The 1,243-nt window shown below is 58.5% G+C and carries 1 protein-coding gene; it reads left to right on the plus strand.

All coding sequences use genetic code 11. The features are described 5' to 3' along the window. Positions 1-28 precede the first annotated feature (28 nt). The coding region (locus FXB40_RS45540; RefSeq protein WP_148778781.1) for an IS701-like element ISBj6 family transposase at positions 29-1,243 on the plus strand (1,215 nt) is incomplete at its 3' end.

Here is a 1,243-nt window from a genome sequence, read left to right on the forward strand (position 1 = left end):
TTTATAGGATTCCCGAATCAATTTTTCAATGATTCATGGGTGGTCGGCTCTTGGAGGGCTGACCATGCCGGGATGGGAAGACGAACTCGAACGCTGGCTGATGCCGTTCTTGGACCGGCTGGGTCATAAGACCCGGCAGCGGATGTGTCCTCTGTATGTTGCGGGATTGATCGGTCCTGGCGATCGCAAGAGCGTTCAGCCGATGGCGGAACGCCTTGCCACGAGCAACTACGACCAGTTGCACCATTTCATTGCGGACGGTGTCTGGAACGCGACGCCGCTGGAGACAGAGCTGCTCAACCAGGCGGACCGACTTGTTGGCGGCAGGGATGCGGTGCTGGTTATCGATGACACCTCACTGCCGAAGAAGGGTGAGCGATCGGTCGGTGTTGCGGCTCAATACGCGTCGGCTCTCGGTAAAACTGCAAATTGCCAAACGCTGGTGTCTTTAACGCTTGCGCGCGGCGAAGTGCCAGTGATGGTCGCGTTACGTCTCTTTCTGCCTGACAGCTGGACAAGCGACATGCCTCGTTTGAAGCGCGCTCGCGTGCCGGTCGAACACCGAACGCCACGGTCCAAGCCGGAGATCGCTTTGGCCGAGATTGACCGCGCGATGGCAGCCAACATGCGCTTTGGATGTGTGCTGGCGGATGCGGGATACGGCCTCAGCGCACCGTTTCGACAAGGGCTAACAGAGCGCGGGCTGGCCTGGGCTGTCGGAATCCCTCGGCACCAGAAAGTGTATCCGGTCGATGTGAAGCTCATTTGGCCGATCACCAAAGTCCGTGGCAAACCACGAAAGCACCACGTGCCCGATATCTTATCGATTGCGGCAGAACAAATGTTGGCCAGCGCCAAATGGAAAACCGTGAGTTGGCGTAGCGGGACGAAAGGTCGGCTCAAAGCCCGATTTGCTGCTCTCCGTGTCCGCACCGCCGACGGCCCTCCGCAGCGGATATGGGATAAAGGTCAGCAGCATCTCCCAGGCGACGAAGCTTGGCTCATTGGCGAGCAACGTGCCTCCGGGGAGAAGAAATACTATCTCGCCAATCTTCCGGCGACGACGGATCTGCGCACGCTGGCCGCCACCATCAAGGCACGGTGGATTTGTGAGCAGGCGCATCAACAGTTGAAGGAGGAGCTTGGACTTGATCACTTCGAAGGGCGATCATGGCAAGGTCTTCATCGCCACGCCCTTATGACAATGATTGCCTACGCCTTCCTGCAACATCGTCGCCTCGCA

Origin of the sequence: Bradyrhizobium rifense (genome assembly GCF_008123425.1) — a bacterium.
Lineage (GTDB): Bacteria > Pseudomonadota > Alphaproteobacteria > Rhizobiales > Xanthobacteraceae > Bradyrhizobium > Bradyrhizobium rifense.